The organism is Streptococcus sp. HMSC072D05, from assembly GCF_001815805.1.
GTDB lineage: Bacteria > Bacillota > Bacilli > Lactobacillales > Streptococcaceae > Streptococcus.
Genome location: NZ_KV821994.1, coordinates 1 through 13,526, shown reverse-complemented (window position 1 = coordinate 13,526; position 13,526 = coordinate 1). Strand labels below are relative to the sequence as shown.

Below are 13,526 nucleotides of genomic sequence, written 5' to 3'. Positions count from 1 at the left end.
AGTTTGCTCTTTGATTTTCATTGAGTATTATTTTCCATTTTGAAAGACATTCAGTAACTCTAATATCAAAAAAGCCCAGACAAGATTGCCTGAGCATTTTTTTATAGTCGTTTAAGCAAGTTGAGTTTAGCATTTTCAAACTATTTCTTCAACAAACCTTGTTCTTGTAAAAACTCCTTGGCTACTTGTTCTGCTGACTTGCCTTCAACACCGACTTGGTAGTTAAGCTGGCTCATCTGGCTTTCAGTAATTTTACCAGCCAATTTATTGAGAACTTTCTCCAACTCAGGATGCTTCTTAAGCAAAGCTTCTTTCATGAGTGGCGCTCCTTGATAAGGTGGGAAGAGTTGCTTGTCATCTTCCAAGACCTGCAAATCATAACGCGCCAATTCTGCATCTGTCGAATAGGCATCTGTGATTTGAATATCGCCTGACTGAATTGCCTGATAGCGAAGAGCTGGCTCCATGGTCGCTACGTTGAGATTGAGTCCGTAGAGAGACTGCAAGCCCTTATTGCCATCTTCACGGTCATTAAACTCAAGAGTAAAGCCTGCTTTCAACTGTCCTTCCACTTTTTTCAAGTCCGAAATGGTCTTCAAGCCATATTCTTGAGCAATCTTTTTCGGAACAGCTACAGCGTATGTGTTTTGATAAGACATAGGTTTGAGATAAGCCAGATGATCCTGTTTGGCAATGCCATCACGCGCCACTTGATAAACCTGCTCTGGTTCATGACCTACTTTAGGTGCTGGTTGAAGCAAACTTTCAGTCACCGTACCAGTAAATTCAGGATAGATATCAATATCCCCTTTTTTCAGAGCTTCATAGAGGAAACTTGTTTTCCCAAAATTCGGTTTAACAGTCGCAGTCATACTGGTATTTTCTTCAATCAGCAACTTATACATATTTGCCAAAATTTCTGGTTCTGGTCCCAATTTCCCAGCAATCACCAAGTTTTCTTTTTCTTTTTGAGCTAAGAGGGCTGGACTATAAGACAGACCGAGTAATATGGTCACCAAGGCAAAACCAGAGAAAATCGTTCTCAATTTTGCTTTTTCCATCACTTTTAGTAAGAAGTTAAAGGCAATGGCCAGCACTGCAGAAGAAAGGGCCCCAATCAAAATCAGACTGGTATTATTGCGGTCAATTCCCAAAAGGATAAAGGAACCCAGTCCCCCTGCACCAATCAAGGCAGCCAAGGTTGCCGTACCGATAATCAAAACAGCTGCCGTCCGAATACCAGACATAATGACCGGCATGGCAAGTGGAATTTCAAACTTCTTGAGACGCTCCCACCTGGTCATCCCAAAGGCAATCCCAGCCTCTTGCAGACTTGGATCAATTCCCTTCAGCCCAGTGATGGTATTTTGCAAAATCGGGAAAATCGCATAAATCACCAGAGCTGTCAAAGCAGGCAAGGTTCCAATTCCCATCAAGGGGATAAAGAGTCCCAACAAGGCCAGAGACGGGATAGTCTGGAAAATCCCTGCAATCTGCAAAACCCAGTCCGCCAACTTCTCATGATAGCGAAGATAAACAGCCAAAGGAATAGCAATAAAAATAGCTAGTAATAAGGTCAAAAGTGACAACTGCAAATGTTGAGATAGAGCTGTTACCCAGTCACCAAAACGCTCCTGAAAAGTTGATATCAAATTACTCATGAACACTACCTCCAAACAAGTCTGCTACAAAGTCTGTTGCAGGAGCCTTTAAAATCGTCTCAGGATTCGCCACCTGACGAATCTCTCCATCCTGCAAGACAGCAATACGGTCCGCCAATTTCAAAGCTTCATCCGTATCATGGGTCACAAAAATCGTTGTCATTCCAAACTCTTTATGCAATTCTTTCGTCAGAACCTGCAACTGTTTTCTCGAAATAGCGTCCAAAGCCGAAAAGGGTTCATCCATAAGCAAAATCTTAGGCTGACCAATCATGGCACGGACAATGCCGACCCGTTGCTGTTCTCCACCAGATAATGCACTCGGAAGTCGATGCCCATACTCATCTATCGGTAAACCAACCTTAGCCAAAAGCTCTTCTGTTTTCTGAGCAATTTCTTCCTTAGTCCAGCCCTTCATTTCTGGAATGAGGGCAATATTTTCCGCAACCGTTAGATTGGGAAACAGAGCAATGGCCTGTAAAACATAGCCAGTAGAAAGACGAAGCTCACGCTCATCATAGTCTTTGATGCGCTTACCATCCATGTATATATTTCCATCAGTTGGTTCCAAAAGACGGTTAATCATCTTGATCATGGTCGTCTTACCAGACCCAGAAGGTCCAACTAAAACCATGAACTCCCCATTCTCAATCCGTAAATTGACATCTCTCAAAACATCTTTTTCTGTGTAGCGCAAGGCTACATTTTTGTATTCAATCATTCTTTGTCCTCAATTTAAAATTTTCCTCGATTGGTCAAGTTACCAAACTTTTAATAACTAATTTATCCCACTCTAAACCTCATTTTCCTTCTCTTTCAGATTAGCCAAAATTCTTTCTTGAAAGGCTTCAAACTGCCTAATTTCCTCTTCTGAAAATCCTTTGTAACAGATAGTATCCAATCTCTGACTGACACGTTGCCCAACTTCTTTCTGGGACTTGCCCAACTCTGTTAAAACTAAATACTTCTTACGCTTATCTTCTCCACACGGACTGACAGTTATAAGATTTTGTTCCTCTAGCTTTTTTATCATAGTCGTCAGCGTATTATTAGCAAGCCCAGTCGCAAGCGCAATATCTGTCGCAGTTGCACAGCCCGTCTTACTATTCCATAAAACCGCTAAAATCTTTCCCTGCTCACTCCGATAAAGAGAGTCAGGGTCTTGTCTCAGTAACTTTTGAAAAATCCGCCCATTCAACAAACGAATATGATGGGCTACCAAATGACAATATTTCATGAAACCTCCAATTTATTTCCATATCGATACGAATGAAAACATTATAATACTTATTATTCTAACTGTCAACTATTTCGATTTAGAACTAATTTTTCTCAGTAAAAAATCTCCTACTCAAGGTAGAAGATTTCAATCTTATAAACTTAATCCGTCATGTCTGATACCAAAGTTCGACGCTCCAATGGAATACTGCACATAACTAACAAGAAAATGAAGCCTGACTGAATCCAGAAAAGGGCCAAGTCAAAGATTCCATGCACAGCAACCACTGTAAGGAAAGATAGATAAAGACCGATAATTGGACGTTTCCCCGACTCCTGACTCATATCCATCATCAAACGAACAGGAGCAACAGAAGACAAAGCTAATAAAATGGTTCCCACAATTCCGTAACTCAGAATCGTATCAATATAAAGGCTGTGAGCATGTTCATGATAAGGAGCATTTATCCGAGGATAAGAGTGCATATAGGTCAATGGCCCCTCCCCCCAAAAAGGATTTTGCTTAAACAAGGCCATCCCAGCATCCCAGATAGAAATGCGTTCTTCCATAGAGGAATCTAAAGTCCCCATCCGAACTCCCAAATCACTAGAAAAAAGGAAACTCAAGCCAATCGCAAAGACCCCGATACTAAGCCAAAAGGCCTTCCAGTTTTTAATGGTTGTAAAGAGATAAATGATGGCACCAGCGATGATGGCAGGAAAGGCTGTTCTATTTTGCGTAAAATTCAAACCAAATAGATTCACAAAACCTGCTAGCACACAAAAGACTTTCAACCATCTTAACTTCGTCGTTGTAAAGAGATAAAAGGCAATCATGATACAGAAGCAACAAATGATCCCATAGTAGTTAGGATTAAAGAAGGTGACCTCTGCACGGTTCTGGTGCCACACTTGCATATTGGGAGAAAGAAAGGCATAGTTAAATTTCTTTACAATTTGGAAATGCTCCAAAGTAGCAAAAGCCGCAGAGAGCACACTACCAAACAAGATTGTCTGCAGTATCAGTCGAAAGAAAGCATGTGTCAGACGTTTCTGGTAATAACTAAAGAAAACGAGGAAGAGAAACATCAGTAAAGATGCAACCAATCCAAGCCAGTTCTTGGCGACAATAGAGATGATACTACTGTAGGCAATAAAAAAGAGAAGTACAAGATGTTTGAACAATCCTTTGATAATTCCCTTCATCTCCCCAGTAACAAGTAAACCTATCAAATATAAAGCAAAGAGCGCTAAGAATAAATAAAAAGGTAAAAAGATACTTATGATCATCAAATACAAAAAGAAATCTTTTTTCGAAAGCCCTCTTATCTTATCCAGTAATCCAATTGATTTCAAAACGGATCCTTTCTGTTCTGGATTTCTCCAGAAGATAAATGCTAAACTATCTTTATATTCTACCATTTTTTCCGTCATTTGGGAACAATGAACACGTTTTCGCCACAAAAAACTCTTTCATTAATATAGCATTAGAACTGAATTTTTCTGCCGTTTTCCACTACTTGATAGGTCTGACTCTGCAAATCAATTTCTGCTACTGCTGTTACGGACTTGTCTTTATTTTGACGTTTGATTACAATGCTATGAGCTGTTGGTGTTTCAACGTCAATAGTCCCTTCTAGGTCAAAGGCCTCTGACCGATTACGGAAAGAAAATAGATTAAGAAGGGCCTTCACCACAGGACGTTGAACTTCTTCTGCTATTTCCTCATTACTATAGTAATGACGATTAATATTTCGACCTTCTTTGGTTTCTTCTAATAATTTCAAGTCATTTTTTCCTGCTAATAGACCCACATAGTAAACCTGAGGAATGCCTGGAGCAAAAGCTTGAATCAGACGAGCGAGGAAGTACTTGATATCATCATCTCCAAGCGCAGAATAATAGGTTGAATTGATTTGGTAGATATCTAGATTGTTATACTCTGCACTGGAGTACTTACGTTTAACATTAGCTCCAACCTTATAGAGCTCATTTGAAGCATAGTCAATTTCCTCATCAGTCAGGATATCCTTGACATCCACCACTCCAATCCCATCATGGGTGTCTAGAGTCGTAAATTGCTTCATCGGGCTCATCTTTAACCACTTAGCCAAGCGCTCTGTTCTGGAACTGTAAAGAGTATAAAGAGTCACCATTGGAAGAGCAAAATCGTAAACATAGTAATCATGGTCCGCTATTTTAAACTGAATCGAATAGTGTTCATGAATCTCAGGTAAGAGCTCTGTCCCATACTCAGCAGCGATATCTCGAACTTTGTCCAATAAATTCCAAATATCTGGTTCCACAAAGAAATCATTGGTATCCAATTTCTTCACTGCATAAGCAAAGGCATCTAGGCGAATCAAATCACACCCGTTACCTGCTAGATGTTGAATCGTCTTACGGATGAATGCCATCGTTACTTCTTTGGTCACATCAAGATCAATCTGCTCTTCACCAAAGGTATTCCACAAATGTTCTACTGAACCATCTGCAAAAAGAATTTCTTGCTTTGGTGCACGATCCTTACGCTTGTAAATTAGGTCTACATCAGCTTGTGTCGGACGATTTTCCGGCCAAAACTTGTCCCAGTTTAAAAAGAGATCTTTGAATTCACTAGCTTCATGTTTTTCTTGATAGTCCTTATAATACTTAGATTGACGAGAAATATGGTTAATCATAAAGTCAAACATAAGATAATATTTCTCACCTAAACGCTTAACATCCTCCCAATCACCAAACGCTGGATCCACTTCATCATAGTCAACTGGTGCAAATCCACGATCTCCTGTTGACGGGAAAAATGGTAGAAGGTGAACTCCCCCAATAGCATCGCCAAAATGTTCTTCCAAATTCTCATACAAGTCTTTAAGGTTATTTCCAAGACTATCTGAGTAAGTAATCAACATGGTTTTATTTTGAATGGTCATAGATGGTCTCCTTTTTCTGATGAAAGCCAAGTCTTATATGACCTGGCTTTGTAAATGAAAGATATTTTTAGATTTTTGTTCAGTACTAATATAGACTGCAAGCAACTAAGTACTACTTTCTTTTTTCTACATAGAATTGTCAATAAGCTGAACTGTTCCTTTGTATCTTAATTGAACACGCCCTAAGCTCTGTGTGAAAAAGATGAATCTTCCAAGAAGCCAAGGCTTCTTATTCAGATTCCCTATTTTCACTGTGAGCTTTTAACGGGCTTTGTATCTTGTTACTTCACTGCCCCGTTACTCATTCCTGAAATGATATGTTTTTGGAAGATGAGGTAGACAATGGTTATCGTTACAATTCCCACAATATAAGATGCAAAACTTGGGCCATAGTCATTGAAGTACTGACCTTGGTAGTTGTACTGGAAGAGAGGCAAAGTCCACATCTTGGAATCCTTATTCAGAATCAAGAGTGGCAACATAAAGTCATTCCAGAACCATAATGCATTGATGATCAAAGTTGTAGCATGCATGGGCTTCAACATTGGAAAAATGATTCGACGATAAATTGTAAAACGATCAGCCCCATCAATTTCCGCAGCTTCGTCCAAACTATCTGGTACACTGATTTTTATATAACCAACATACAAGAAGAGAGTCTGTGGAATAGCATAAGTTAGGTAGAGTATTACTAGCCCCCACATATTTGCTAGGCCGAGTTTACTCATCATAACTGTGATGGGAATCATAATCACCTGAAATGGAACAAATATCCCTAAGATCAAGAGCGAATACATAATTGCAAAGGCTTTTTTCTTGGACATATTTCGAGCAATCGAATAAGCTGCAGCTGGTATAAAGAAAGCTACTACAATCAATGATAACATCGTAATAACAGCTGAATTCCAGAAATAGCCTCCAATTCCATCCGAAATCAATCGTTCATAATTACTTAAGGTGACAGGATTGGGCAAACTAAAGAAATGATTCATGATATCCTTAGTTGTTTTGAAAGAACTAAATACTGTTACCAACAAAGGAACAAGTATAAGAATACCACCGACTATCAAGAGGACATATTTCCAAAACTGATTCAATTTTTCTTCTTTTTTCATGTGTAGGACTCCTCTATTAGATTTCAAATTTCTTTGATAGCTTGATTTGGATAAGAGAAACAATTCCAATAATTAAGAATAAAATCAAGGCAATTGCATTCGCATATCCATATTGATTACTCTTGAAAGCATAGTTGTAGACTAAAAGTCCAAGAGACGTTGTAGCATTATTTGGACCACCACTCGTCAACGCAAAAATTTGGTCAAAGGCTGTCAAACCAGACTTAAGAGCCAAGATAAAAACCATAGAGATCGTTGGCAATAAATAGGGCAATTCAATCTTCCAAAAGGTTTGTTTACTGGTTGCACCATCAATTGATGCTGCCTCTAAAATATCATTTGGAATACTCTGAAGACCAGCAAGAAAGAGAATGATTGGCATTGCTACTCCTTGCCATAGAAGAACAAAAATAGTTGCCACTACCGCTCCGACAGGTGTTCCTAATAGACTCTCTTGTAGAAAACCAATCCCTAAAATTTTTCCAATCGTTGGAAGACCATAGTTGAAGAATTGTTTAAAAATCAAGGAAACAGTCAAACCAGACAAAACAGCCGGGAAAAAGAACCAAGCTCTAAAGAAGGTCTGCCCCTTCATCTTAGAATTTAAGGCTCGTGCCACAACCATCCCAATCGTAATCTCTCCAATAATCAATGCCAGAGTTAAAATCAAAGTAAAGGCTATGGCTGTGAAGAATTTCCCATCAATCATCAGCAATTTGTAGTTATTTAAACCAACAAATTTATAATTATAGGTCAATCCAGTCCAGTTAGTCAAACTATAGAAAGCACCTTGTACCATTGGAAAGTAAAAGAAGATAGCTTGTAAAGCAAGCGGGATGAGCAAAAATGTCCAACCCCAGTATTTATTTAAAAATTTTCGAATAGCCATATCATCTTAACTCCTATTCTAGTCCAAATCTGCCTTCATTGGATTAAAGAAAGCATTGAGATTGTTTGCCATATTTTTCAGATTTTTATCCATCAGGTAACCTGCACTTAGATTAAAAAAGTCTTCTTCAGAGTTCCAGCGTTGGCCCAACCAAACATAATGTTTGTCCGTAAAAGCCAGTTTAGAAATAGCTGCAAGCGCTGAATCTTCTTTTTCCTGTATGCCTTTCACCGCAACTGGTGATCCATCTACATCATAGTATGACTGCATAGCTTTTGGACTAGTCATATAGCTGATAAATTCTTCGGTTTCTTTCGGATGTTTGGTAGTAGCTGAAGTTGATAATGCCATGTCCCCTGCACCAACAGTGACTTCTTTTCCTACTTCTTCTCCAGGGAAGGCGAACATCCCCACCTCAAATTTTGGATCCTGTTGATTAATTGCGGCTAATGCCCATGATCCTTGTGGCATCATCAAGGCTTTTTCACTCGAAAATGCTACCACCGCATCATTATAAGAGGCACCACGCCAACCATCTTGAGCATTATCTGCTAATAAATCGAGTCGTTCTGCATCTGCTTTTAAAATAGCATCATCTGCAGAGATTGCGTTTGGTTTTGAAAAGCGAAGATAGTTATTAGCCGCGTCTCCACTACCCGTAAGGGTAATGAGAGAAAGTTGGTGGTAACCATTTAATGTCCAGCCTTCATTGCCTGCAACCGCAAATGGAGAATTCCCACTATCTTTTATCTTTTTGACAATCTCTTGAAATTCTTTAAAAGTCTTCGGTTCCTCAAGTCCTAATTCTTTAAACTTCGTTTTATTGTAATAGATTCCATAAAGGTTGGCTGTTAATGGCACACTATAAATCTTGTTATTGATTGCATACTTTTCGGCATAGTCATTCTTGATGTTCTCAAGATAGGGTTTTTCTGTCATATCTGCAAAATAGCCTGCCTTCGCCCACTCCTGAAAATCCATATTTTGAGGATAGACATTAATAATATCTGGAACATCTCCTGATAAAATCCGAGTCTTTAGAACAATTCCAGCTGAAGGTATGTAGTCAGCTTTACATCAATATTAGGGTGTTCCTTCTCAAAATCATCCACTATCCTTTGCAAGGTATCTGCCATCTCGGTCTTCTGGTTAAAAAACTCAATCGTTACCTTACCATCAGCTGATTGATTGTTCTGACCACAAGCCACTAGGCCTAGTAAACTTGCCACAGCTACTAAAGAAAACCTGCTTTCTTATACCATTTCATTGGAATGCCTCCTTGATAAATTTATACGCTTTTATTATAGTCTTTTGAATTTATACTGTCTACTCAAAAAATCTCCTGGTGATAGGGTAACAGTTAAACCTGCATACATGAGCTCTGCACCCGAGTAAACAATGTTTGTCCCTTCCAGCTCATAAAGCCCTTCCACTTCTAAGTCTTTCAGTTTCAAGGTGGTTTCCATTGTTTCCACAACTGACAGGACTCGGACGTAGGTCACAATCGTTTGATTTCCATAGTTAAATTGCACAGCTGCTTCATTGGATTCAGCATCGGGATTGATTAACCTATACTGATTCCCCAACTGGACTACTGGTCGCAATTCTTTATACAAGTTCACCTGATTAGCAATCTCAGCCTTCTCTTCATCTGATAAACTTGTCAAATCAAGCTCATAGCCCAGATTTCCCATCATTGCCACATGACCACGAGTTTCCAATGGTGTCGTTCGTCCCATCTGATGATTTGGCACTGCTGACACATGAGCCCCCATAGAAATGGTTGGATAGAGATAGGATGAACCATATTGGATTGGTAAACGTGCAATAGCATCAGTATTATCACTAGCCCAGACTTGTGGGAAATAACGCATCATACCAAGATCATTTCGTCCACCACCACCTGAGCAGGACTCAAAGAGAATATGGCTATGCTTCTCTGTCAGATAAGAAACGAGTTCGTAAAGCCCCATCATGTACTGATGAGACTGCATCTGGGTTTCCAGATAAACTGAACCATTCCCCAGATTAGTGATATTGCGGTTCATATCCCATTTGATGTAGTCAATTTTATGATGAAAGAGGAGTTCATCTAAAACATTTTTCAAATATTCTACTACCTGAGGATTGGCAAGATTAAGTACTAATTGATTTCGAGAATAGGTATGCTCATAACCTGGAACCTGAATAGCCCAGTCAGGATGTTTGCGATACAAGTCGCTATCAACAGAAATCATCTCCGGTTCTAACCAAAGCCCAAACTGCAAACCTCTTTCATGGATCGCTGAAATCAGACTTTCTAGACTTCCACCCAGTTTTTTCTCATTCACAACCCAATCACCTAAAGCACGATTATCATCAAAGCGATTACCAAACCACCCATCATCTAATACAAAAAGTTCAATTCCAACTTTCTTAGCTTCATCAGCTAGTTCTAACAGTTTTTCTCTCTGAAAGTCAAAGTAGGTAGCTTCCCAGTTATTGATTAGAATTGGACGCTCTTTTTTAGAAAATTTACTTGGCATAATGTGCTTAAGTACAAAATTCTGACTTTCATGACTAATACCAGTTAATCCCTTATCTGAATAGGTCACTAAAGCTACCGGTGTTTCAAAATTTTCCTCAGGATCTAACTTCCAAGAAAAGTTTTCTGGATTAATGCCAATAGCCACCCGAACTTCATTCAGTTGATTCTTTTGGACAAAAGCTTCGAAGTTTCCACTATACATCAGTTGAATAGCAAACACATTCCCAGCATCCTCTGTAACTCCTTGATCACATAATATAAGAGCAGGTGTTTGAGCATGCCCAGAAGCTCCACGGTTCGAACTAATCGAAAAGATTCCTTGCTCTACCTGTTGACGTCGGACAGTCTTTTCACGAGCATAAGCTCCCTGCAGAGTTACTATTTCGTAAGCTGCAGCAGGAAAATCAGCCATAAAAGAAAATTCCTTATAAATGACAACTTCCTGATTGCTATTATTTTCCAATTTGCTGTAACTAGCAATTGTCGCATCATTATCAAAAGCTGTATAATACAAAGTCAGACTAAGTTGAGCCTTAGAATCTTTTAAAATCAAGGCAAGCGTCTCTGTAGCATCCATGCTGTGAGGAGAAGGTAAGCCCTGTGGACCATTCTGACCTTTTAAAATCTTTGCTTCTACAAATCGAAAGTCTGTTACTTCAGTTGCATCATGTTGAACCTGTAAAGTTGGTTTTCTAAAGTCACCCAAACCATGTTGTCCAAAAATCTGACGTTGCGTATCCAAACTAAAGGTTCGATTAGTAGCTATGGGATTACCAGAAAAAGCATGATCGCGTTCGTAAACACTATTAGCCCCTCTATAGTTCTTAATAGTCTTTCCTAAATGTTTTAATAATAAGAATCCATCCCTATTTTCAATAATCAAACTTAAACCTTTACTCTCAACGTAAAATAGATTATTCTCTATTCGAACTCCCATAAATTGTACCTCATCTATTTCTTGATAAAATTTTAGCACATAAAAGCGCTTTCTAAAATAGAGAAATGTCTACAAAGTATGGTAAAATGTTAGGTAGGAGGTGGCCCATGCTCGTTTTTTCAGAATACCAGACTGGAACAATTGATCTTTCTCTTAGCTTCTACGGTTATGAAGAATGCACGCCTAATTACTCTTTTGGTCCAGCTATTCGAGATACCTATGTACTACATTACATTACTAAAGGAAAAGGTCAATTCCATTATAAGGGGAAAATTGTTGATTTAAAGGCAGGAGATTTCTTTTTACTAAAACCAGATGAATTAACATTCTATCAAGCAGATAGCCAGGATCCTTGGGCTTACTACTGGTTGGGGATCACTGGAGGGAGGGCACCTGACTACTTTGCTCTATCTCAAATTTCTGACCAATCCTACCTCATCCAGTCAAATAACTGTCATACACAAACAACTGCAAAACTCATCTCAGATATTGTCTGCTTTGCTCAGATTACAAAATCTAATGAATTGGCTCAACTCCACATCATGGGACAACTCCATGAACTAATGTTTCATCTAGGAACGATTGCTCCCAATCAGAAAAAAGAGAATATTTCATCAACTCACCAGCTCTATCTTGACTGCAAACAATTAATTGATAGTCACTATCCACGATCGCTCACCATTCAAGATTTAGCAAAAGAGCTATCGGTTCATAGAAGTTACTTAACTAGTGTGTTTAAAGAATTTCACCAACTCTCTCCAAAAGAGTATTTACTTTTCGTTCGAATGAACCGTGCTCAACAGTTACTAGAACACACAAATGAAACGATCAAAGTCATTGCATATTCTGTAGGTTTTTCAGACCCACTACATTTCTCAAAAGCCTACAAACAGTTTTTTTATAAAACACCTAGTCAAACTCGAAAAGAATACTCTCACTCCCTCTTAGCTAGAAAGGAAAATCAATGAAATCACACCAACTAGTCTACCAAATATTAGCTAGAGAAAACGATTATGTTAGCGGAGAAAAAATCGGAGAAGAACTGAATTTAAGCCGTACATCCATATGGAAAGCGATCCAACGTCTTCAACAAGAAGGCCTAGAAATTGACAGTATCAAAAATAGAGGCTATAAGCTTATTCAAGGCGATCTGATATTGCCTGATTTGATTCAGGAGAACACCAACTTAACCATTCGCTACAAACCTGAGACCAAATCAACCCAAACAGATGCAAAAGAAGGGATTGAAGCTGGAAACAAAGGAAATACACTCTATCTTTCAACCTGTCAAACAGCAGGTCGTGGCCGCTTTCAGCGCCGCTACTATTCTCCATCTCAGGGGGGGATCTATATGTCCCTGCATGTTCAACCCAATCTTCCTTATGAAAAACTCCCTTCCTATACTCTCCTTGTAGCTGCTGCAGTCTACAAAGCCATTAAAAACCTAACTATGATAGAAGTAGATATCAAATGGGTAAATGACATCTACTTTAAAAATAAAAAGATAGCAGGTATCCTCACTGAAGCGATGACATCAGTTGAGACAGGCTTGGTTACAGACGTCATTATCGGACTTGGTATAAATTTTTCTATAGCAGACTTCCCAGAAGACCTAAAAGAAAAAGCAGGCAGCCTATTTATGCCACCTGCACCAATTAGTCGTAATGAGCTCATCAGCGAAATATGGAATTGTTTCTACAATACGGATTCAGATGAGCTACTTTATATCTATAAAGAAAGATCAATCGTTCTTGGAAAAGAAGTTACTTTCCAGCTAGACGGAAAATTTGAGAAAGGTCTTGCAAAAGAAATCTCAGAATCCGGCCAACTACAAGTCGAATTTGAAGATAAACATACTATCTGGCTAAATAGCGGAGAAATATCACTAACGGGTTGGTAATAAACAAATCCCCCTTTTAATGATTTAGAAGGGGGATTTACATACAAAAAAAGAGCCTAACAGCTCTCTTAACGTACGGAGAATGGGGGATTCGAACCCCCGCGCCAGTTACCCGACCTAACGATTTAGCAAACCGTCCTCTTCAGCCTCTTGAGTAATTCTCCTATTAATGGGCACGAGTGGACTCGAACCACCGACCTCACGCTTATCAGGCGTGCGCTCTAACCACCTGAGCTACGCGCCCAAGTTCAAAAACTTGGTATGAACTTTCGTTCAAAGCGGGTGACGAGAATCGAACTCGCGACAACAGCTTGGAAGGCTGTAGTTTTACCACTAAACTACACCCGCT

At 39.2% G+C, this 13,526-nt stretch carries 10 protein-coding genes, 3 tRNA genes and 1 pseudogene; 2 read left to right on the top strand and 12 right to left on the bottom strand.

Going from position 1 to position 13,526, the window contains the following annotated elements:
* Positions 1-140: 140 nt before the first annotated feature.
* The 9 genes and pseudogenes from HMPREF3057_RS01955 to HMPREF3057_RS01915 all read right to left on the bottom strand — a co-directional run bounded on the left by HMPREF3057_RS01955 (position 141) and on the right by HMPREF3057_RS01915 (position 11,277).
* The gene (locus HMPREF3057_RS01955; RefSeq protein WP_033630148.1) at positions 141-1,661 is read right to left on the bottom strand and encodes an ABC transporter permease/substrate-binding protein; all 1,521 of its coding nucleotides are present in this window, start codon (positions 1,659-1,661) and stop codon (positions 141-143) included.
* Positions 1,654-2,382 (bottom strand): ATP-binding cassette domain-containing protein, encoded by a 729-nt coding sequence (locus tag HMPREF3057_RS01950; RefSeq protein WP_070696115.1) that lies wholly within the window; start codon positions 2,380-2,382, stop codon positions 1,654-1,656. The genes HMPREF3057_RS01955 and HMPREF3057_RS01950 overlap by 8 nt, the downstream gene beginning before the upstream one ends.
* A gap of 72 nt (positions 2,383-2,454) precedes the next feature.
* Positions 2,455-2,898: a MarR family winged helix-turn-helix transcriptional regulator gene (locus HMPREF3057_RS01945; protein WP_000872568.1), complete on the bottom strand. Its 444-nt coding sequence runs from the start codon at positions 2,896-2,898 to the stop codon at positions 2,455-2,457.
* A 143-nt stretch (positions 2,899-3,041) separates the two neighbouring features.
* Positions 3,042-4,235, bottom strand: a complete 1,194-nt coding sequence (locus HMPREF3057_RS01940) for an O-antigen ligase family protein (RefSeq protein ID WP_049519720.1) — start codon at positions 4,233-4,235, stop codon at positions 3,042-3,044.
* A 131-nt stretch (positions 4,236-4,366) separates the two neighbouring features.
* Positions 4,367-5,809 carry a sucrose phosphorylase gene (gene gtfA, locus HMPREF3057_RS01935; protein WP_038804455.1) on the bottom strand — a complete coding sequence of 481 codons (1,443 nt, stop codon included), beginning with the start codon at positions 5,807-5,809 and terminating at the stop codon, positions 4,367-4,369.
* A gap of 281 nt (positions 5,810-6,090) precedes the next feature.
* On the bottom strand, positions 6,091-6,924 hold the full coding sequence (locus tag HMPREF3057_RS01930; RefSeq protein ID WP_070696113.1) for a carbohydrate ABC transporter permease: 834 nt from the start codon (positions 6,922-6,924) through the stop codon (positions 6,091-6,093).
* A gap of 16 nt (positions 6,925-6,940) precedes the next feature.
* Entirely contained in the window at positions 6,941-7,813 is an 873-nt protein-coding gene (locus HMPREF3057_RS01925) for a carbohydrate ABC transporter permease (RefSeq protein ID WP_001007683.1), read from the bottom strand.
* An 18-nt stretch (positions 7,814-7,831) separates the two neighbouring features.
* Positions 7,832-9,080: pseudogene (locus HMPREF3057_RS01920) on the bottom strand (extracellular solute-binding protein).
* Between the two features lie 34 nt (positions 9,081-9,114).
* A complete protein-coding gene (locus HMPREF3057_RS01915) occupies positions 9,115-11,277 on the bottom strand; it encodes an alpha-galactosidase (protein WP_049479600.1) in 2,163 nt (720 codons plus the stop codon).
* 107 nt (positions 11,278-11,384) lie between these two features.
* Between HMPREF3057_RS01915 and HMPREF3057_RS01910 the strand changes: the two genes are divergently transcribed.
* Positions 11,385-12,245 carry an AraC family transcriptional regulator gene (locus HMPREF3057_RS01910; protein WP_070696111.1) on the top strand — a complete coding sequence of 287 codons (861 nt, stop codon included), beginning with the start codon at positions 11,385-11,387 and terminating at the stop codon, positions 12,243-12,245.
* Positions 12,242-13,177, top strand: coding sequence for a bifunctional biotin--[acetyl-CoA-carboxylase] ligase/biotin operon repressor BirA (gene birA, locus HMPREF3057_RS01905; protein WP_049501568.1), 936 nt, complete (start codon positions 12,242-12,244; stop codon positions 13,175-13,177). Before HMPREF3057_RS01910 ends, birA begins: the two co-directional genes overlap by 4 nt.
* A 76-nt stretch (positions 13,178-13,253) precedes the next feature.
* Here the strand turns inward: birA and HMPREF3057_RS01900 are convergent.
* The 3 genes from HMPREF3057_RS01900 to HMPREF3057_RS01890 all read right to left on the bottom strand — a co-directional run bounded on the left by HMPREF3057_RS01900 (position 13,254) and on the right by HMPREF3057_RS01890 (position 13,525).
* Positions 13,254-13,341 (bottom strand) — tRNA-Ser (locus tag HMPREF3057_RS01900).
* A 6-nt stretch (positions 13,342-13,347) separates the two neighbouring features.
* A tRNA-Ile gene (locus tag HMPREF3057_RS01895) sits at positions 13,348-13,421 on the bottom strand.
* A gap of 33 nt (positions 13,422-13,454) precedes the next feature.
* A tRNA-Gly gene (locus HMPREF3057_RS01890) sits at positions 13,455-13,525 on the bottom strand.
* Position 13,526: the final 1 nt, after the last annotated feature.

What these genes read in the sequence shown, in the direction of transcription:
- HMPREF3057_RS01955 (WP_033630148.1), bottom strand. Translation starts at nt 1,661, where the DNA reads ATGAGTAATTTGATATCAACTTTTCAGGAGCGTTTTGGTGACTGGGTA.
- HMPREF3057_RS01950 (WP_070696115.1), bottom strand. Translation starts at nt 2,382, where the DNA reads ATGATTGAATACAAAAATGTAGCCTTGCGCTACACAGAAAAAGATGTT.
- HMPREF3057_RS01945 (WP_000872568.1), bottom strand. Translation starts at nt 2,898, where the DNA reads ATGAAATATTGTCATTTGGTAGCCCATCATATTCGTTTGTTGAATGGG.
- gtfA (WP_038804455.1), bottom strand. Translation starts at nt 5,809, where the DNA reads ATGACCATTCAAAATAAAACCATGTTGATTACTTACTCAGATAGTCTT.
- HMPREF3057_RS01930 (WP_070696113.1), bottom strand. Translation starts at nt 6,924, where the DNA reads ATGAAAAAAGAAGAAAAATTGAATCAGTTTTGGAAATATGTCCTCTTG.
- HMPREF3057_RS01925 (WP_001007683.1), bottom strand. Translation starts at nt 7,813, where the DNA reads ATGGCTATTCGAAAATTTTTAAATAAATACTGGGGTTGGACATTTTTG.
- HMPREF3057_RS01915 (WP_049479600.1), bottom strand. Translation starts at nt 11,277, where the DNA reads ATGGGAGTTCGAATAGAGAATAATCTATTTTACGTTGAGAGTAAAGGT.
- HMPREF3057_RS01910 (WP_070696111.1), top strand. Translation starts at nt 11,385, where the DNA reads ATGCTCGTTTTTTCAGAATACCAGACTGGAACAATTGATCTTTCTCTT.
- birA (WP_049501568.1), top strand. Translation starts at nt 12,242, where the DNA reads ATGAAATCACACCAACTAGTCTACCAAATATTAGCTAGAGAAAACGAT.